Genomic DNA, 18831 nt, shown 5'->3' with positions numbered 1-18831 from the left:
GCTCGATATTCATCTCGACAAAAAACAAAAGGCATCCAACTGGATGCCTTTTTTCTATCTGAATGTTTGTACGAAGCCGTTACCAGAAAGCGATAAGAAGACCGATCGCAATCACCATGCCCACATAGTTATTGTTGAGGAAGGCTTTAAAACACAAATCGCGCTCTCGGTGGCGAATCAAGTGTTGCTGGTATACAAACAAAGAAGCCGCAACCAGAATCGTCCAGTAGTAGCTCTGTCCAAGTTCATAGTGTTGACCTAGCAGCACTAACATCGCCAAAGTAACTAACTGCAGAACACCAATCACTAGTTTGTCATAACGGCCAAACAAGATAGCCGTCGATTTGATACCAATCTTTAAGTCATCGTCTCGGTCAACCATCGCGTATTGAGTGTCGTAGGCAATGGTCCACAGCGCGTTAATCACAAACACAAACCACACAATCCAAGGCAGGTCGCCAGTTTGCGCAGCCCACGCCATCGGAATCGCCCAACTAAAAGCCAAACCCAAAAACAGCTGTGGCAAATGGGTGTAACGCTTCATAAATGGATAAATGAACGCTAAAAAGATACCAGCAAAGGAGAGCTTAATCGTCAGCGGGTTCATAGTCAGCACTAACAAGAACGAGCTGATACCCAGAACCAAAAACAGGCCGATCGCTTCTTTCGAGGTCACTTTACCCGATGGCAAAGGACGCTGTTTGGTGCGCTTTACATGCCCATCCACTTTGCGGTCAGCAAAATCGTTAATCACACAACCAGCACTACGCATTAAGAATACGCCTAACACAAACACGATGAGTACATTCCAACTTGGCATGCCTTGGGCGGCAATCACAAGTGCCCAAACCGTCGGCCACAATAACAACAGTGAGCCAATTGGGCGGTCCATTCGCATCAGTTGCCAATATGCTTTGGCTTTTTCTGCGGACATTTACACCTTCTCCTTAGCGTAAACAGGTGAATTTGGTAAGAATAACTCAGCAACCAGCATGGGTTTGTGATTCATCCACAGTCTTGAGCGTCGCGCTAAAAAGCGCCCCTGTGGCAAAGTAACCCATCCCATTTGCAGAGCATCGCGTTCAACGTTATCGGCGCTGAACACAGTTAAACCCAGCGGGATATCTCCTTGCTGAGCTAAGTCATATTGTTGATCGACCAAGGTTGAACGAGGAATGAGCGTGCGGCCAATGACCCAATCCGTATTGTCGCCACATAAAATCACCTCTCTCAGTAGGCAATCTTGCTCAGACAATAGCTGGCTCTCATCCTGTTTTAACGTCTTGGCAGTGACGATCTGATTGTGCAGCAATTCCACCGTTAAGTGTTGGCAATGCTGGCCTAAACGACGTGACAAAGAGCCCTGTTCTTCAAGCCAATGCTGAGCGAATTCGTTAGGGAATTCAAAATCTTCGGGGTTTTGCCACTCTACTTCCAATAAAGAAGCAAGATAGAGTGATGTCGGCTGATTCATACTAGTATTCAATTGGAGGCTTTATGCGTACAATAAAGCAACAACTTACCGTCTTATTGAAACTGTAAGTTCCGTTATTTGTTATAGACGGTCTATTGTAACAAGACTGAAGCGATTCGAATATCGCGATCCAGAGAAAGAAAAGTTAGAAATATGTACAAACGTTATATAGCCCAAATTATTTTCGCGCTAAGTCTACTTGCTTCAGCACCAAGTTGGGCAGAATCAGAAGAAGCTGCACCTAAATTAGCCTATTTTACGCTCGAACCCGATTTGACCACGAACTTTTACACCAAGGGCAACAAATTAGGTTATGTGCAAGTACGTATGGACATCATGGTGATGAGCCAACAAGACCTTACCGTTATCGAGCACCACCAGCCGCTGATCCGCGATGCGGTGATTGAGCTTCTGGGTAAGCAAACTGAAGATACGATTAAGTCTTTGTCTGGTCGTGAAGATCTGCGCAAAACCTTGGTGAAAGAGCTCAATGAAACCTTGTTGCCAGAGACTGGCAAAACCATCATTGCTGATTTGCTGTTTACCAAATACCTTTACCAGTAGTGTGGACAGCTAAAGCTGACGAGCGGCCCCAAGACGAAAGAAAGACAGATAAACAAAAGACCGCCGATTGGCGGTCTTTTTTGTTGGTATCCGTACGTCATCCACTTATGAAGCTTGTTGGTATTTCTGTTTACCAGAATCAAACAGTGCAATCGCCATACCTGAAAGCAAGCCCACTAAGTGCGCCGTGTTGGCAATCGCCATAAATGGCTGAACAAAACCAAGCACTAGCCACACTAACATAAAGCCAATGATCGGTTTCGGTAGGGTCAAACCAAGATGTGGGCAACGGTAACCAAGGATCCACAAGTAACCAAGCAAGGCATAAACCACACCAGATAAACCACCAAAGTTCGCACCTTCCACATAGAACTGGCCCGCACCGGATAGCGCGGCAGAAATCAGGAAAATTTGCAGTAACTTGCCGGAGCTTAAACGTCGCTCGATATCACCACCCAATTGCCACCACCACAATAGGTTGAACACGATGTGGGTAACGGAGAAGTGCAGCAATGCATGGCTGATCCAGCGCCAAAGTTGCCACTGTTGCCCTTCGAAAGCTGGGAAATGCAGCAGAGCAAACACGCCATCACCAAAACCGAACATCTGCAAAAAGTAGATAACCGTACAAACAGCCATGATCAGTAAGGTCACTGGCCCAGCTTTGGCCTTCACCATGCCCATGATACTCGGGCTGGAGTAATGAAATTTGCTCTTACGCGAATCGGCAACGTCCCACGAGGCGGCGCTGTATTTCGAAGCAGATGGATTGGCCAAGAACTGTTTAAGCTCAGCTTCGACTTCAATCTCATGCTGCGCGTCCGTCAGCCAAAGAGCAAATTGCCCCTCGCCTTCCGGCATCATTTGAATATCAATGTGGCGTGATGCCATGTAATCAATAAAAGCTTGCGCCATACGTGGATTATTTAACGTTACCAATCTCTTCATTAACTTCTCACTATCGGTAGTTCTGCTCGCTGCCAGGCTTCAAAGCCGCCATCCACACTGTACACCTGTTCGAAGCCTTGGTTAACCAAATATTGTGCCGCACCTTGGCTACTGATGCCGTGATAGCACATCACTAGGATTGGTTGTTCGAATTCCACATCGTTCATGAAAGAAACGATCGAATCGTTGGTCAAATGGAAAGCGGATTCTGCATGCGCGACAGCAAAAGATTGAGGATCACGAATATCTACAAGCTTGGCTTCACTCTGCTCGAGCAATGCTTGAGCACCCTGTACATCGATGTGTTGAAACTGGTCCATTTACTTTCTCTAAGTCGTTTTTCGTTATTGACGCCATTGTAACCTATCCAAAGCCAAACTTAGACACAGAGATAGTCAGGGCATTGAACGCTGTACATATTCGCACCATTTGTGGATAAATCTGTGGATTGCGTTGATAAAGTGTATTTGGATCCTTTGATCCACAATATGTAGTGATGATCTTGATCTAACTGTGTGTATATTCACAACTATCCCCAAGAGTAAAACTGCCTCAAAGCCTTATTTTGTCCGGCTTTCGAACAGTTGATGAATAATTACTTCACAGAGTTATACACAGGTAGCACAGATAAATTAGATCGCAAACGCTATCGATTTTCGATCGAAAATAAAAAAGCCGAGATCACATGATCTCGGCTTTCTATGAAAATCTTACTTTAGATTAGAAGCGAAAGTTAGAACTCACCAACAGCAAGTTTCAGTTTCTTCATCGCATTCTTTTCTAGTTGACGAATACGCTCAGCAGAAACACCAAACTCATCAGCTAAGTCTTGCAGTGTCGCTTTGTCGTCGTCTAACCAACGAGAGCGAACAATACGCTGGCTGCGCTCATCTAGACTTGCTAGCGCATGACCAAGACGGTTATTGGTGTGCGTTTCCCAGTTTGCCGCTTCAATGTTATCCGCTACATCAGACGATTTGTCTTCTAGGTAAAACATTGGGGCGGTGTACGAGTTTGAATTGTCGTCATCGTCCATTGGCATATCGAACGTAGAGTCCACTGCCGCTAAACGTGATTCCATCTCACGTACTTCTGAAGGCTCAACACCTAACTCACGAGCAACGGTTTCTACTTCACCGTTGTTGAACCAGCCTAGACGCTTCTTCGACTTACGTAGGTTGAAGAACAACTTACGTTGCGCTTTGGTGGTCGCAATCTTAACGATGCGCCAGTTACGCAGTACGTATTCATGGATCTCAGCTTTGATCCAGTGAACAGCGAAAGACACCAAACGTACACCCACTTCAGGGTTGAAACGCTTAACCGCTTTCATTAGACCGATGTTGCCCTCTTGTACTAGGTCTGCCATTGGCAAGCCGTAGCCTGAGTAGCCACGAGCAACGTGAACAACGAATCGTAGGTGTGACAAGATCAGGCCTTTCGCCGCGTCTATCTCACCTTTGTAGTGTAATCGTTCTGCCAGCCCACGCTCTTCTTCTGGTGTCAGCATTGGGTAGCTGTTTACAGAACGGATATAGCTATCAAGGCTATCTTGCGTGACTAGAGCCATCGGATACGCTTCTTTTGTCATTCAATTCCTCATCAATCTCTGATCTGGAGCATTACATTGCAATTTAGCTTGGCCATCTTGAACTCAAAATGAACAAGTTTCAAGAAGGGCGAGTAATTATCCATAAACAAATTGTCTAAACAAGAGATAAAAATTAGCTTGTGCTAATAAATTCCAACTATAAGACCTTTATCACCTAAACTGGTTCAATTTCTTTCAGGTGACGCTGCGCGGATACTCGTGCGGCGATACAGCCCAGTAAACTACCAGTGATAATTAATAGCAGAGATTCATCCCAACTCAGGCCAATTAAACGGAATTGGCTATCGTAAAGCGAGGCTAGCTGCTCAACAGCATTGTTCATCACAACCGTGATCAACGCCGTAACCAGCCATGCGATGCACGCTCCCAACACACCAAACCACATGCCAGTGTAAAGGTAAGGACGCAGAATGAAGCTATCGGTCGCACCAATCAGCTTCATGGTTTGAATCTCTTCTTTGTTCGCCAGCACATTAAAGCGCAATGTATTGCCGACGATTAAAAATACAGCACCTAACATCAGTATTGTCAGGGTGATGACAATAATGCCAGCAAGGGTTTTGATGGCATCAAGGCGTGCTAGCCAGTCTTCATCAAGCCTCACGTCGGTCACATCTTGTTGCTCACGAACTTGCTTGGCAATCGACTGAATGTCGCTCTTCACCTCAGAATCAGGTGTAATTACCAATACACCTGGTAGTGCGTAACCACTCAACAAGCTCAACGCTTGGTCAAAGCCGGCGTATTGGCTTAAATCAGATAGACCTTGTTGCGGCGAAATATATTCCACCTCTTTGACTAAAGGCCAAGTCTCAATTTGGTCTTTTAACACCATCACGCGAGCATCGGGCATGCCTTCTACTAAGTAAGCACTAACTTGCGACGGTGATGCGACATCTTGCGCAGCACTCGCCACGTTCTTACCCAGCAAGTACAAGCATGCCGGCATCGCTAATGCCACCGAAATTACGGCTAGGGTTAGAATGTTACCGAGAGGACGACGCCATAACGCGCCGAAAGAAGATTTTGCTTGTTTTGCATGGACAGAGAAAAAACCATCGGTATTTGCACGCTTGGCACTGCGACCTTTCCCTTTTTTCTGGGTGCGCTTGTTACCTACCATAGTCTTCTACCTCACTTAGGAAGCCTTGGTTCAATTCAAAATGGCGATATTGTGGGCGAGTGTTCACTAACCCGATATCGTGCGTCGCAAGAAGGATCGTTACGCCAGCACGGTTAAATTCTTCAAACAGTCGTAACACACGGTTAGACAGTTCAGGATCTAGGTTACCAGTCGGCTCATCCGCCACCAGTAAGGTTGGTCGGTTTACGACTGCACGCGCAATACCAACGCGTTGTTGCTCACCACCCGACAGTTGGCTTGGCAAACAACGGGCTTTATCCAGCAAGCCCGTTTTATCTAACGCCGCAGAAACACGGCGTTTGATTTCGTTTTCAGAAATCGATTCAATGCGCATCGGTAGTGCAACGTTGTCGAATACACTGCGATCCATTAAGAGACGGTGATCTTGAAAAACAATCCCGATGTTGCGGCGCAAAAACGGAATGTCTTTGTTTGAGATACGAGTAATGTCATGACCATTGAAGTGGATTTTGCCATCCGTTGGTCGCTCTATCGCGCATATCAGTTTCAACAAGGTACTTTTACCTGCCCCGGAATGCCCGCCTAAAAACGCCATTTCTCCGCGTCGAAGGTGAAAGTCGACTTTCTGTAAGGCTTGTCGACCACCTCGGTAAGCTTTGCTCACTTGCTGAAATTTGATCACCGTTGATTTCCTCTAACTCTTGTTACTCTTCACGACTAAACAGAGCGTCAATGAACTCTTGAGTTTCAAATGGACGCAAGTCTTCGATGCCTTCGCCTACACCAATGTAGCGAATTGGAATTTCGAACTGATCAGCGATAGCGAAGATCACGCCACCTTTCGCTGTACCATCCAGCTTAGTCAATGTAATCCCGGTTAGAGGGGCAACATCACTGAAAAGTTTCGCTTGGCTAATCGCATTTTGGCCTGTGCCCGCGTCTAGCGTTAGCATGATCTCGTGTGGCGCAGAGTCATCAATCTTCTTCATCACACGTACAATCTTACGTAGCTCTTCCATTAGGTTGGCTTTGTTTTGTAGACGACCCGCAGTATCGGCAATCACAACATCGACGCCACGCGCTTTTGCCGCTTCAATCGCATCATAGATAACCGAGGCACTGTCTGCGCCAGTGTGCTGAGCAATCACAGGAACGTTGTTACGCTCGCCCCACACTTGTAGCTGCTCAACCGCTGCCGCACGGAAAGTATCGCCCGCCGCAAGCATGACTTTCTTACCTTGGTTTTGGAATTGCTTAGCCAGCTTACCGATTGTAGTGGTTTTCCCCACACCGTTCACGCCGACCATCAAGATAACGTAAGGGGTTTTGCTGCTGTCGATTTCGAGAGGCTGTTCTACTTTCGCAAGAATTTCTGCCATCTCTTCTTTCAGCAGACCGTAAAGTGCTTCGCCATCTTTAAGATCGCCACGAGAGGCTTTTTCAGTCAGGTTGTTGATGATTTTTGTTGTGGTTTCCATGCCCACATCAGCAATCAGCAGTTGTTCTTCTAGCTCTTCGAAAAGGTCATCGTCGATCTTCTTACCGCTGAACAAACCAAAGAAACCCGCACCGATGTTCGCCTTGGTTCGGCTTAGGCTGCGCTTAAGGCGAGCAAAGAAGCTCTCAGTTGGCTTTTCTTGTTCTTGAACTCGAGGCGCAACGGCTACTTGTGGCTCTTCTGCTTCTGCTTCTGCTTCTGCTTCTGCTTCTGCTTCTGCTTCTGCTTCTGCTTCTGCTGGGGCAGCCTCGGCTTTCTCCGGCTCAGCTTCAACCGTTGCTTTTTCTTCTGCTTGCTCGGCAACTTCTTCTGTGGGTTGTTGCTCGGCGGCAGGAGCTTCCGCTGCTTCTTCTTTTACTGACTCTTCAGTTGTCGGTTTTTGGCTTTGCTCTTCATCACCAAAACCTAGCCACGAAAGTAATCCGCGCTTCTTTTTTTCCGTCATCTGGGGCTATCCTAGATTGTCTTCTTATCTATTAATGACTCTTTTCTGACAAGAATATTAACTTTACAGAAAAGGCGAATGACAAAGTTGTGAAAACTTTCCAATTAGGTGAATCTAATCTTATTAGTGTTACACTCTGTCATCTTGAATATTCTGGGCTGTATCCAAGCTCAAAGCTTGGGCGATTGGGTATAGTATCACTTTATTAGCGGTCAAAAAATCTATGGTAAGACGTCGCCAGCAAAACTCATCACAAAAAAAGCCAACAACAGGCTTTGTACGCATTATTAGTGGTTTATGGAGAGGCAGAAAGCTCCCTGTTCATGATGCAGAAGGCCTACGCCCAACCACGGATCGCGTAAAAGAAACCCTGTTTAACTGGTTAGCTCAAGATGTGCCGCAGGCGAAGTGTCTCGACTTGTTCGCCGGCTCAGGAGGTTTAGGCTTTGAATCCGCTTCGCGCCAAGCCGATCAAGTGACGATGATTGAACTAAACCCACAAGCATTTCAGCAACTGCAAAAGAATGTCGCGTCTTTGAATGCCAACAACATTCAAGTCGTGAACACCGATGCGATCAGCTTTTTACAGCAACCGGGTACGCCTCACCACGTAGTATTCATCGATCCGCCGTTTCGCAAAGGATTATTGGATGAAACCGTGACCTTGCTGGAGCAAAACGGCTGGCTTGCTGAAGATGCGATGATTTATATTGAAACTGAAAAAGAGCTGAACATTGCTGGGCTACCAGAAAACTGGCACCTGCACCGCGAGAAAACCGCAGGTCAAGTGAGTTACCGCTTGTACGAACGCTCACCTGCTTAAAGCCTCAATTTAAAAGGATAGTTAAATGAAAGCATTATTGATACTGGCTAAAGCGGCCATCGCCTTTGTCTGGTTCGTATTGATCCTCAACTTCTTTATGCCATTCCCGGGCAAAGCAGCGATTGCGTTGTACATCATGACCGCTTTCTTGTTCATCATGCACGGTTTGCAAATGGCGATCTTCATCGGCGCGTTTGGTGACAAGATTAAGATGAGCGCATGGGAAAAGTACTCAATTTTGATTTTTGGTATTTTCGCTCTGCTCGATATTCGTCGTAAGCACATGATGTAACTGACAGATAAACGAAAGCCGCTCACGAAAGCGGCTTTTTTGTATCATTCGATAGGCAAAGACTTAACCCATGTAGCTCTTCACACCATCTAGGAACATCTGGGTAGAAATCATTACCAACAGCAACCCCATCAAACGCTCAATCGCTTTCAGGCCGCGCTCTCCCAAAATGCGGTGGAAGAAACTGTAAAACATCAAAATGAAGAAAGTGGCGCCCCAAGCAATCAACACCGCGGCAGACAGCTCCATAATCTTGTCTGGATGCTGAGAAGAGAGCAAAAGCAGCGCAGCAATCACCGAAGGCCCGGCAATCATAGGGATGGCCATCGGCACAATAAACGGCTCTTCACCCGCAGCAAGCCCAGTAATACTGCCTGCGCTCGGGAAAATCATCTTAATCGCGATGATAAATAGGATGATACCGCCAGAAATACTCAAGGTCTCAGGTTGAACATGAAGGAAGCTCATGATGCTCTGCCCTGCGAATAAGAACAGCATCAGAATCATCAAGGCAAATACTAGCTCACGGATCAGTACTTTTCGGCGACGCTTCGCATCTAAGTGTTTGAGAATGGACAACACAATCGGCAAGTTGCCGAGCGGATCCATAATAAGAAACAGCATGGTCGCTGCAGAAAGAATGTCCATGTTCTGACCTCGACGGAAAAATTGGCGGCCAGTATAGCAAAGTGATTGAGTGAAGATATGACTGAAGGCGAAATGAGTTTATCGCCTTCATAAATAATCAGTTAGCCGCGATTTAGTGATTGCAAACACGCACCATATTTACGACAAACTGACCTTCCAGTTCGCGTACTTTTTCGCGCTTTAGCAAAAACTCTAGCAATGCATCTAAGTCTAGATCATTCAGCTTACAGGTATAAAAGCGTGCCTCAGAACCAAAATGAGCCGCAAGCTCATCACGATTCATTGGGGTTTCACGAAGTAGGTTCAGTAAGTTATGAGCATGAATTTCAGTCATCATCGACTCCAGTCATCAAATTGAATTCGTCCAGTTTACTTAAAACCTGACCGCTTACTTTGACCTAAGTTAGTAAATGATAGAGGCAACAATTAATGCATGAGCTAAAAAGTAACTGCCGCTCACCCAAACATAGGCGCGTTTCATCGGCTTACGATAACCATGTATCGCATAGGCCAAGGCGGAGTAAATCATCACGACAGTTCCGCTAAACCCAAGCGCATTGGCAAAATTAGGCACTTGTAACCACACCTCACCCGCAGCCCACGCCAACTGGACCAGCATAATCCCCATGATCACGACCGGGAAGACCATCGAATCCAATTGCGGCAATAAGAGGAAGAACGCCACAATACTCGCGGCTAGCAGCAGAGCTAATAGCCACCAAACAATGTCACCATTGAGCTGAACCCAGAACGATTTGCTATAGCAGATTTGTGCCAGTAGATAACCAGCAAAATAGAGAGGCTTACGAGACTTAAAAGAATGGAGCGTATCAGCAAACATCGATACCACTAGACCACCAACGATCCAATAGGTGTGAGGTGCAGAGGAGCCCTCAGTCAGTGCTAAAATCAGCAATAAAAGCAGAGTAAAGATTTTAAATGTCAGAGACTGCGTTGGATTGGACTGTTTTGCCCCCAACACGGAATACATCCCCGATAGCCCTATCGCTAACCAACTCCACATGCCGATACACCTTTCACGTAATCTCGCCGCTAGTCTAGGTAGACCAATCTTGATGTAAAGGCATAATCCATGAAAGTTGGATCTTGATAGCGAATCGCAACATTTTGTAGACGTAACTTAGTCAATTACTGATTAGGTTTTTTCTCACAACCATTGAGCTCAGCTATCTCACTCTCGATGTTATCGATAATCTCATCAAAAGCACCAACCATTATAAATTGAAAAACAAACCGTCAATTTGTTCGACATACAACCACTGTGGGCAAATTATCAACACAAAAACCAAATCCACCTCCTCAGACCTCTAAAACAGCTAAAACAGGCACCTCATGACAATACAAATGTCTGCTAAGCCAGCGATAAGATAGAGTAAAAATTCAAACAACCAGACATAAGTAACTGATATAGCTAAACATACTGACAAAAAAGCACAAAAAAATAAACTTAGATAACTTAGCTAAAATCTAAACCCTTTTGAGACCGAGATTTTCTCATCAGATAGGAAAAGGCGAACTAAATAGACGTCCATCTACATCAGCCTCATTAGCACAAAACCAACTTTTCTCAACTTTTGAGAAATTCAGCAAAAATAGCCCACCAACCATAACACTGAAACAAGAAACACTATTCCAGCATAAAATTACTCATATTTAACACCTTAAAATCAATAACTTAAAATAAAAAAGAAGAGAAAAGCAACAAGTCGAACACTTAAAGAACAGCACAAAAAACACAGTTTTATTAGTCAATTTAGGGTTAAAACGCCCAAGTTAAGTTCGAGTTTTGAAAACTTTTCCTCTTTGAAGTTGATCAAAGCTCAAAAACAGTGCTATATTATTTACATCGAGTTCATCAATGATTTTAGGGGTAGTGTTATGATTTCTTCTTCTCAAAAACAAGGGCTGGTAATGATTGCAGTGGTTGTTGGTTTAATGACACTGCCAATGATGTACTAAGTTACTGTTTAAAATAAAAAAGGGACGCTTTCGCGTCCCTTTTTTATTATTCAAATTGTGTGTTCTACAAATGCTTAACCAGAATGTCCCAATGCATGTAGTAGAAGCCAAGTGCAGCAAGCGTAATCAAGGCCATTAACAAAATCGCTGCTCGCCAAATAAAGCGGGAACTCCTCGGCGTCAGTTCCTTTTCGCAGGCATCACATGCCGCCAAGAAACCTTTTCGATCGTCCAACTTGTAATCCTCTTCGTGAACAACCTTATTCCGCACAGTTGCGATAAATCGCAGTTTAGCAACAACATCATGCGGCAAGCGCTCTTCACAACTGGTGATCAGTTGATGTAACCCTTTCCCTTCTGCGTGGTATTGCGTTCGCAGAAGTTTTTCGATCGTTCGGGTACGCATGACTACTTTCTCAATATCTGACATCGTAACCCTCCTTACTTGATCCTTCCTTCGTCCGTTGTTTCATTCTTCTATAAATTTAGAACTTTTTCGAGCCAAAAGGTGCAAATTTCCTTTTAAATTGTGCTCTTGAACGCATATAAAATGTGAAGTGCGCCGAATAAAATCTAAGACACTTTTACTAGATCACGAATAATTTATCTCAACTCATAGTTTAATCAGGGAGTTCTGTAAAATAGGCGCCAATGAAACATTGGAGGTTATCATGCCAATCTCACTTATTTTGGCTCTGTTCGCTCTGATTGCGCTTGGCGCATGGGCATTTTTCCGCTTCTACAGCAAACATTACTTTGGTGAGGATGCACCTGAGCAGAGTGCTCAAGTGACCATCTTAGACAAGCAAGCGATAGAAGTACCGGATGCCGAGCCTGGCCAAGACGATCAAGAATATTGGATTTATGTACAACGCGGCTCAATTGGGCCCAAGCGCGAATTTCAAATCGGTGTGCACTATTACCACGCGCTGAACCCAGGTGATAAAGGCACATTGACCTATCGTGGCGATAAGTTTCTGCACTTCGCCCTAAACCGCTAATTTACGGCAACAACCAGCGAGTCTTGGCGGACTTAGAGAACAGATAGCTCATCGCCAAGGCTCCAGCACCACTCACTACAATCCACACCGGAATCACCCATGCTGGATGACCTTGATACCAACCGAACGCTTTCATCGGCCACAAGAAAATTGGGTGAAGAAGATAAATACCCAAACTGTGCTGGCTAATAAAACTCACCACTTTCTGTGCTTTGGGCGCTAGGCCTTCTCCAAAGTAACGACACAGCATAAAAATCATCGACGCGGCGAGAATCACGTTCAATGTTTTGTATGAGAACCAACGCCCCACTGTGTACTTGTCCGCTTCCAAACTGTTGCTCACCACCATAGTAAAGGTCACAGCCAGAGCCACCAGCCCTAATGCCGTAAACCCCGTAACGACTGAACGATTAAGTGGGACTTTCTGAAACAATACATAACCGAGTGGTAAATACCCCATATAAAGCCAGTATCGATTGCTCCACGGTCCATCAATTTTGAATAAGAATAAAGTGCTGGTGAGTAACCAAACCGCCAAGTATGCATAGAGGACACTGTCGTCACAATTGCGGACTACCCATTGAAACAACGGAATCACAAAATAGAGCGGAATAAAGTAATAGAAGAATCCAAGATGGTAGTAAGTTGCATGATGCGGACTGTTGCTCACCACTTCTTCAACGGTGGAAAAATCAAAGCCTTGTGCCGTCCAGCCTGACAAATACGCATAAAACATCGACCAAACCAAAAAAGGCACCAACACTTTACCTAAACGCCGTTTGACGTAGTACTTGGCATCAAAAGGACGTGTATCACTGAGCATCAAAGCTCCCGTGATCAAAATGAATACCGGCACCGCCCAACGGGTCACACTGTTCACACCGACCGCCGTTGCCCATTGGTCAAATGGAATCACGCCCAACTCATTACGATATGGCGCTAACACGTGAATAGCGATCACTGCCACTGCAGCAACACAACGTAATAAGTCGAAAAACAGAACCCTTTCTCTCATACCCTTTCCTAATTTGCGTAACTTCACGTCTATAGCATAGGGCAATTTTCATCCGGTTAAATAGTTAACAATCTGTTTTTGCTTATTTTTAACTCAACGATGACGCACCAATATCATTGATTTGCAAAATGGTTGATGACAAATCCTATTGTACAAATGGGATCACTAGCCCTAAGCTTTCTCGGATATGAAACAGATCTAACCGTTTCATTCCTTTAGGATGCTGGACAGATTATTAAGAGAGGTCTTTATGAAGAAAACATTATTAGCGTCACTGGTTTGTGTAGTGGCTTTAGCTGGATGTAATCAAAAGGAAGAGGCCGTGGCACCAACACAATCGCAACCGGAAGCGAACCCTATCTGTAGCGCTGAAAACCTTGCTGGCGGCTGGTCACAAGGTGAAGTCACACCTGAAGCTCAGCAAGCACTCGACTTTGTACTTGGTCAGATGAATACCGCGGCTAAGCTAAAAGAGATCTTAAGCGTACGCACTCAAGTAGTGAATGGCCTTAACTACGCGATTGAATTCGAAATGGACAATGGTGAAGTTTGGAACACCATCGTTTACCGCTCACTGAAAGGTGATATGGAAATGACGCAGCCAGCACAACAAGGCCGCATTTGCCCATAGGCAAGACTTGCTGATTTGCGATACTGAATCGTAAAAACAAAAATGGCTCCCAAAGCGGAGCCATTTTTTATTCTGAATCGTAAGTCGATTTAAGCCGTCGCCACATTGGCCTTTGGTAGCTTGATAGAAATGACCGTTGTCAGCGCTAAGAAAGCAAAGGACACCCACAAACATGCAGCAAGCCCTGCTTCTTGGTAAATCCAACCAGACAGAACCGTACCGATCAAACGTCCCATCGCATTCGCCATATAGTAGAAGCCGACATCCAGTGATACTCCATCGCCTTTCGCATAACTAACGATCAGGTAAGAGTGCAGAGATGAGTTCACCGCAAACACTGCGCCAAAAATCATCAGGCCCACGACAATAACAAGCTCTGGCTGCCAGCCGATTTGCACGCCATAAGCAATCGCACCAGTGATGACAGCAAGGATACCCGCCCAAATCAGAGCCGCGCTGCCATCTGGCACTCGACCTTGAGCTTTGCCAGTAATACGAGGCGCAAAACCTTGAACGAATCCGTAAGCAATCACCCAAGCCGCAAGGAAGCCTCCTACCATCAGATGATCCCAACCAAACACGCTGCCAAGATAAATCGGCAGTGCAACAACAAACCACACATCACGCGCGCCAAATAGGAACATACGTGCAGCGGAAAGAATGTTCACCGATTCTGACTTAGAGAAAATTTGACGGAACTTAGGTTTGCTCTTCGCCTTACCCATATCCGCTTCTAGCCAGATCAAGCTGCATACAAACACAACAGCCAGTACACTTGCCATGATGACCATCGAAGTTTGGAAGCCAAACGCCGATAGCAGCAAACCACCAACGAAGAAACCCGCACCTTTCAGCGCATTCTTCGAGCCTGTTAAGATCGCAACCCACTTATAAAGTGCACCTTGCTGCTCGTCTGGCACCAAAGTTTTGATCGCGCTCTTGGCACTCATCTTATTTAAGTCTTTGGCAATACCTGAAATTGCCTGCGCCGCCATTACCCAAGAGATGGTCAACCAAGCATTGGGCACTGCCAACATCAGCAAGGCAAAAATCTGCATCCCTAAGCCGACGTTCATGGTTTTGTTCAAACCAAGTCGAGCACCTAGCCAGCCACCAACCAAGTTGGTCACTACGCCAAAAAATTCATAGAAAAGGAACAGCGAAGCAATGGCTAAGCTTGAGTAGCCTAAGTCATGGAAGTAAAGCACCACCAGCATACGGAGTGCACCATCCGTCACAGTGAAGTTCCAATAGTTGAACGTCACCAGCATATACTGACGGATACTTTTGCTTAGTTTTGAAATCATAACGACCTCAGATGTACAGCGTTTAGAGCATTTAGATCATGATGTTCCAAATGCTCTATGAACTGAACACCAGCATTGAGCCATCTCAATACTGGCGTTAAATTGTGAAACAGGAACTGATGAAACAACCAAACATTACTTGTTAATAAACAATAAGTTAAGCACAATCCCAGTAAGCAAGAATCACATAAATTGGGAAGCCATTACGGCATAAAGAGAGCTTTTGGATCATGATGTTCCAAAAGCTCTATAAGCTGATCAAACGTTTTGAGCTACACGTTCGATGTACTCAACTTGTACTGGCTTTGTGAAGGCACCAGGGCGCAGCGCTTGCACTTCACGTACGATGTCTTCTAGCGGCCAATCTTTCTCTAGCAGTAGGTGCGCAGCAAACAAACCTGTGCGACCAGAGCCACCCATACAGTGCATTGCAACTTTGCCACCTTGAGCAAGAATCGCGTGCAGTTCAGGACTCGCTTGTTGCCACTTTGCAGCAAACTCTTCGCTCGGAGCACAGTCATCTTCGATCTCAATTTGGAACCATTTCATGCCTAACTGTTGGGTTAATTCGCCCAATGCAGACACGTCTTTGGACGCTAGTTCAGCATTATCAAGGGCAGTAACAATCGCTTCTACGCCTTGCGCTTTTATCTGTTCTAGCGAAGCTTGCAGTTCAACACCTTTGGTACCAGGACATGGAGTCAGTACCAAAGCGCCCGTTTCTAAATCTAATTGCCATGTAGGATGAGACATCTTAAAACTCCTTATGCCATACCAACGTTACGAACCAATTCCGCAGTACGCGTCGCGTAACCCATTTCGTTATCGTACCAAGCGTAAATCTTCACCATACGAGAACCCACTACCATGGTTGATTGTGCATCAACGATAGTTGAACGTTGGTCGCCTTTGTAATCAATAGAAACCAATGGACGCTCTTCAAAACCAAGGATGCCGTTTAGCTCGCCTTCAGAAGCTTCTTTCAGTAGTGCGTTAACCTCTTCTGCCGTGGTATCACGTTTCACATCAAAAATGATGTCTGTCAGCGATGCGTTTGCTAGAGGAACACGAACCGCGTGACCGTTAATCTTGTCTTTCAACTCTGGGAAGATTTCAACAATCGCTTTTGCACTGCCCGTTGTGGTCGGGATTAGGCTCATGCCACATGCACGTGCACGACGTAGGTCTTTGTGCGGCGCATCCAGAATCGTTTGTGTGTTAGTTAAATCGTGAATCGTTGTGAATGACGATTGTTCAATGCCCAGTTTCTCGTGAATCACTTTCACTACTGGTGCAATACAGTTCGTTGTACAAGACGCTGCGGTTACGATGCGGTGCTGCGCTGGGTCGAAGATGTGGTCGTTCACACCCACTACGATGTTAGCTACGCCGTCTTCTTTTACTGGTGCGCTAACAACAACACGTTTTACGCCTTGTTCTAGGTATTTGTTTAGGAATGAGGTTTTGCGATGAACGCCCGTTGCTTCAATCACAACATCACATTGACCCCAGTTCACAGCATCGATATCACGCTCTTGTGAAGTCGTGATGCGCTTACCATTGATCACCATGTCTGTGCCTTCAACTTGCACTGCATGGTTCCAACGACCTTGAACTGAATCGAACTCAAGTAAGTGGCCAAGCGTCGCTGCATCACCCGCTACATCGTTGATGTGTACGAACTCTAGCTCTGGCCAATCAAACGCTGCGCGTAATGCCAAGCGACCAATACGACCGAAGCCGTTAATACCTACTTTAATCGTCATAATCTTCTACCTTTTTAAACCTATAAACTGGTAACACTTACTATTAGCAGCAAGCTGCACGAACTTTATCGTGAAATCGTGAAATGTCTTCTTGGTACTCTTTCTTCAAACAGTTCGAGGCCACCAAGTCATCAATCAATTTTTGCATCCATCCCGGTAATTGATCGGACAGCTCGTAGTACACCCATTGCCCCTGACGTCTATCAACTAAAATACCATTCGATCTTAGCTGGGCCAGATGGCGAGAAATCTTGGGCTGGCTTTGTTGTAATGCATGAGCCAAATCACCAACACAGGTTTCCCCTTCACGAACCACCAACATTAAGCAGCGCACACGAGTCTCGTCGGAAAGAAGTTTGAAGAACTGATGTGGAAGCATAAATACATACCTATATATGGATATGCATATATAGTTATTTAAAACTGAGATGCCGTCAAGCGATCGCGCTCGACTGTAATAAAAGTTTAATATTTGATCAGATTAGGCGCCAGAAAAGGTCTGGCTCCAGCGAACGGCTTCGCCAAGTTCAGACTTCACGTCATCGACAGAAAGACCGAGTTGCTGGGAGAATTGCTCCACACCCGCCCAGTCTGCACGCTCGTAGCACTCTTCAATTGCCAGTAACGCGCCGTATTCACCTTGGCGATGCAACAAAGCTTGCTGCACGGAAGGACTTAACGGTAACTGGCCAACTAAAGATTCGACAGACAAATCGAGCATGGCATCGAGAATCGACAACAAGCCAACCATAAAACCCTGCTCGTTGAGATGCGAAAGAGGTTGATAGCGCGACATGGCTTCGCAGAATTGAGCGCGTTGCAGAGATAAGTTGTACAACTCACGTGGCTTGCTACTGGAGATATAAGACGCTACCACTAGTGAGACAAACATTTTGAGCTTCTCTTGCCCAAGGTAAATCAAAGCTTGGCGGAATGAAGTAATGGTCACTTCTAATGTGGTCGATTGCGTGTTCACAAAACGCAGTAACTTGTACGACAGCGTGACATCTTGAGTAATGATGTTTTCAATCCGGTCGAAGTCAGGATCGGGAACACACACTTCTCTAAATAACTTGAGCGCCAACACTTGCTCGGGGCTGACGTATTTAGTCTGCATCACTTCGGGCTTACTGAAGAAGTAGCCTTGGAAGAATTTAAAGCCCGCCTCTTTGGTCGCTTCAAACTCGGCTTCAGTTTCGACTCGCTCGGCTAAGAAATGATACTTGGTGCGCTTTTTGGTGTGCTGCTTAACCAATTCACATGCTTTCTCAAGCCCCATTGCCATGATATCGAGTTTTACAATGTGGACATAAGGCAAGAAGCGACGCCATTCATCAGTCAAAGTGAAGTCATCGAGCGCAATCAAATAGCCTTCACGGTAAAGTTCGCGAATGGCTTCAAGCAGTTCATCGGTCGGTTGGCAGGTTTCGAGTACCTCAACCACGATTTTGTTTTTCGGCAAACTTCTTGGTAGCCGACGCAACAAACTTTGTTGAGGGAAATTGATGAAGCATCGTGACGATGCAATCAGAGGATTGGTTCCGACAGAGAGAAAATTCTCTACAATCAATCGGTATGTCGCCCTGTTTGAATCGATGTGTGCAGGATAGGCATTACTTTCACCATCGCGGAACAACAACTCATATCCCAGCGTCTGTCTTTTACGATTAAAGATAGGCTGGCGGGCGACATACGCATTTTTCATTCGAAATTATTGTGATT

At 45.5% G+C, this 18831-nt stretch carries 23 protein-coding genes; 5 read left to right on the top strand and 18 right to left on the bottom strand.

All coding sequences use genetic code 11. The features are described from left to right. Nucleotides 1–79: 79 nt before the first annotated feature. Both ubiA and GXP65_RS20485 read right to left on the bottom strand, forming a co-directional pair. On the bottom strand, nt 80–934 hold the full coding sequence (gene ubiA, locus GXP65_RS20490; RefSeq protein ID WP_162093599.1) for a 4-hydroxybenzoate octaprenyltransferase: 855 nt from the start codon (nt 932–934) through the stop codon (nt 80–82). Beyond that, complete coding sequence (locus GXP65_RS20485) at nt 935–1474, bottom strand: chorismate lyase (protein ID WP_045372302.1); 540 nt, start codon at nt 1472–1474, stop codon at nt 935–937. It lies immediately after the preceding gene. 153 nt (nt 1475–1627) lie between these two features. On the opposite strand from GXP65_RS20485, the gene GXP65_RS20480 reads away from it, so the two are divergent. Then, entirely contained in the window at nt 1628–2038 is a 411-nt protein-coding gene (locus tag GXP65_RS20480) for a flagellar basal body-associated protein FliL (protein ID WP_162093598.1), read from the top strand. A 105-nt stretch (nt 2039–2143) separates the two neighbouring features. Here GXP65_RS20480 and glpG read toward each other — a convergent pair whose 3' ends face one another. From glpG to ftsY, 6 genes are all read right to left on the bottom strand, one after another. Then, a complete protein-coding gene (gene glpG, locus GXP65_RS20475) occupies nt 2144–2986 on the bottom strand; it encodes a rhomboid family intramembrane serine protease GlpG (RefSeq protein WP_005430922.1) in 843 nt (280 codons plus the stop codon). Continuing rightward, nucleotides 2986–3306, bottom strand: a complete 321-nt coding sequence (gene glpE / locus GXP65_RS20470; RefSeq protein ID WP_010650540.1) for a thiosulfate sulfurtransferase GlpE — start codon at nt 3304–3306, stop codon at nt 2986–2988. Before glpE ends, glpG begins: the two co-directional genes overlap by 1 nt. Before the next feature lie 413 nt (nt 3307–3719). Continuing rightward, nucleotides 3720–4577 (bottom strand): RNA polymerase sigma factor RpoH, encoded by an 858-nt coding sequence (gene rpoH, locus GXP65_RS20465; RefSeq protein WP_005535656.1) that lies wholly within the window; start codon nt 4575–4577, stop codon nt 3720–3722. 175 nt (nt 4578–4752) lie between these two features. Continuing rightward, nucleotides 4753–5721, bottom strand: coding sequence for a permease-like cell division protein FtsX (gene ftsX / locus GXP65_RS20460; protein ID WP_005430346.1), 969 nt, complete (start codon nt 5719–5721; stop codon nt 4753–4755). Beyond that, nucleotides 5711–6385, bottom strand: a complete 675-nt coding sequence (ftsE, locus tag GXP65_RS20455) for a cell division ATP-binding protein FtsE (protein ID WP_005535654.1) — start codon at nt 6383–6385, stop codon at nt 5711–5713. Before ftsE ends, ftsX begins: the two co-directional genes overlap by 11 nt. A 22-nt stretch (nt 6386–6407) precedes the next feature. Then, complete coding sequence (gene ftsY, locus GXP65_RS20450; protein WP_162093597.1) at nt 6408–7646, bottom strand: signal recognition particle-docking protein FtsY; 1239 nt, start codon at nt 7644–7646, stop codon at nt 6408–6410. A gap of 223 nt (nt 7647–7869) precedes the next feature. Between ftsY and rsmD the strand changes: the two genes are divergently transcribed. Together rsmD and GXP65_RS20440 are read left to right on the top strand one after the other, a co-directional pair. Then, a complete protein-coding gene (gene rsmD / locus GXP65_RS20445; protein ID WP_005430362.1) occupies nt 7870–8469 on the top strand; it encodes a 16S rRNA (guanine(966)-N(2))-methyltransferase RsmD in 600 nt (199 codons plus the stop codon). A 25-nt stretch (nt 8470–8494) separates the two neighbouring features. Then, nucleotides 8495–8761, top strand: coding sequence for a DUF1145 domain-containing protein (locus tag GXP65_RS20440; RefSeq protein ID WP_005438504.1), 267 nt, complete (start codon nt 8495–8497; stop codon nt 8759–8761). Nucleotides 8762–8824: 63 nt separating this feature from the next. Here GXP65_RS20440 and GXP65_RS20435 read toward each other — a convergent pair whose 3' ends face one another. From GXP65_RS20435 to GXP65_RS20420, 4 genes are all read right to left on the bottom strand, one after another. After that, nucleotides 8825–9409, bottom strand: coding sequence for a YhgN family NAAT transporter (locus tag GXP65_RS20435; RefSeq protein ID WP_005430358.1), 585 nt, complete (start codon nt 9407–9409; stop codon nt 8825–8827). A 112-nt stretch (nt 9410–9521) separates the two neighbouring features. Beyond that, nucleotides 9522–9743 carry a YecH family metal-binding protein gene (locus GXP65_RS20430; protein ID WP_162093605.1) on the bottom strand — a complete coding sequence of 74 codons (222 nt, stop codon included), beginning with the start codon at nt 9741–9743 and terminating at the stop codon, nt 9522–9524. 69 nt (nt 9744–9812) lie between these two features. Then, entirely contained in the window at nt 9813–10433 is a 621-nt protein-coding gene (locus GXP65_RS20425) for a lysoplasmalogenase (RefSeq protein ID WP_005430337.1), read from the bottom strand. Nucleotides 10434–11453: 1020 nt separating this feature from the next. After that, entirely contained in the window at nt 11454–11819 is a 366-nt protein-coding gene (locus tag GXP65_RS20420; protein WP_005430355.1) for a hypothetical protein, read from the bottom strand. 241 nt (nt 11820–12060) lie between these two features. Between GXP65_RS20420 and GXP65_RS20415 the strand changes: the two genes are divergently transcribed. Then, nucleotides 12061–12390, top strand: coding sequence for a DUF2500 domain-containing protein (locus GXP65_RS20415; RefSeq protein ID WP_005430363.1), 330 nt, complete (start codon nt 12061–12063; stop codon nt 12388–12390). 1 nt (nt 12391) lies between these two features. Here GXP65_RS20415 and GXP65_RS20410 read toward each other — a convergent pair whose 3' ends face one another. Beyond that, complete coding sequence (locus GXP65_RS20410) at nt 12392–13405, bottom strand: acyltransferase (RefSeq protein WP_162093596.1); 1014 nt, start codon at nt 13403–13405, stop codon at nt 12392–12394. A 250-nt stretch (nt 13406–13655) separates the two neighbouring features. Here GXP65_RS20410 and GXP65_RS20405 point away from each other — a divergent pair, with 250 nt between their 5' ends. After that, nucleotides 13656–14036 carry a cystatin domain-containing protein gene (locus tag GXP65_RS20405; RefSeq protein ID WP_038890530.1) on the top strand — a complete coding sequence of 127 codons (381 nt, stop codon included), beginning with the start codon at nt 13656–13658 and terminating at the stop codon, nt 14034–14036. Between the two features lie 89 nt (nt 14037–14125). Here GXP65_RS20405 and arsJ read toward each other — a convergent pair whose 3' ends face one another. The 5 genes from arsJ to GXP65_RS20380 form a co-directional block, all read right to left on the bottom strand. Continuing rightward, the gene (gene arsJ / locus GXP65_RS20400) at nt 14126–15343 is read right to left on the bottom strand and encodes an organoarsenical effux MFS transporter ArsJ (protein WP_162093595.1); all 1218 of its coding nucleotides are present in this window, start codon (nt 15341–15343) and stop codon (nt 14126–14128) included. 258 nt (nt 15344–15601) lie between these two features. Further along, nucleotides 15602–16096, bottom strand: coding sequence for a cyclin-dependent kinase inhibitor 3 family protein (locus GXP65_RS20395; RefSeq protein ID WP_162093594.1), 495 nt, complete (start codon nt 16094–16096; stop codon nt 15602–15604). A gap of 11 nt (nt 16097–16107) precedes the next feature. Further along, complete coding sequence (locus GXP65_RS20390; protein WP_162093593.1) at nt 16108–17109, bottom strand: ArsJ-associated glyceraldehyde-3-phosphate dehydrogenase; 1002 nt, start codon at nt 17107–17109, stop codon at nt 16108–16110. A 43-nt stretch (nt 17110–17152) separates the two neighbouring features. Beyond that, nucleotides 17153–17488 (bottom strand): metalloregulator ArsR/SmtB family transcription factor, encoded by a 336-nt coding sequence (locus tag GXP65_RS20385; protein WP_162093592.1) that lies wholly within the window; start codon nt 17486–17488, stop codon nt 17153–17155. 102 nt (nt 17489–17590) lie between these two features. After that, nucleotides 17591–18814, bottom strand: a complete 1224-nt coding sequence (locus tag GXP65_RS20380) for an EAL and HDOD domain-containing protein (RefSeq protein ID WP_162093591.1) — start codon at nt 18812–18814, stop codon at nt 17591–17593. Nucleotides 18815–18831: the final 17 nt, after the last annotated feature.

The sequence above is a fragment of the Vibrio sp. LB10LO1 genome (assembly GCF_010092875.1).
Taxonomy (GTDB): domain Bacteria; phylum Pseudomonadota; class Gammaproteobacteria; order Enterobacterales; family Vibrionaceae; genus Vibrio; species Vibrio campbellii.
The sequence above is the reverse complement of the archived record's forward strand: the minus strand, read 5'-3'. Positions and strand labels throughout refer to the sequence as shown.